The sequence below is a fragment of the Pseudomonas sp. PME37.24/025 genome, from assembly GCF_055556615.1.
Map to the genome: position 1 here is coordinate 1 of NZ_JBVHNK010000221.1, position 270 is coordinate 270.

The following is a 270-nucleotide window of genomic DNA, read 5'->3' on the forward strand; positions in this document are numbered from 1 at the left end:
GATGGCAGCAAGTTGTCCGATACCCACACTTGCGATGTGGCCAGCGAAGCCATGGCACCTTCGTTCTTTTTTGCCAGCAAGGGCGTGGTATTGCCCGCCAAACAGAATGGTGGCTTGCCGATTGTCACCGTTAATACGCCCGAAGTGGATATTCAATTCCTGAAAGTGGAAGCCAGCCAATTACCCGCATTTTTGGCACGCGCGGCGGGTAATCGTCCCAAGGCCAAAAAGAATGCCGATGAAGACAACACTGATGATGCCGAGGGGGGT

The 270-nt window shown here is 53.7% G+C and carries 1 protein-coding gene; it reads left to right on the forward strand.

The window, feature by feature from the left end; translation table 11 throughout:
- Positions 1 to 51: 51 nt before the first annotated feature.
- Positions 52 to 270, forward strand: a 219-nt coding sequence (locus tag ACZ3HH_RS30140; protein WP_465810251.1) for a hypothetical protein, incomplete at its 3' end; no start/stop codon positions are given.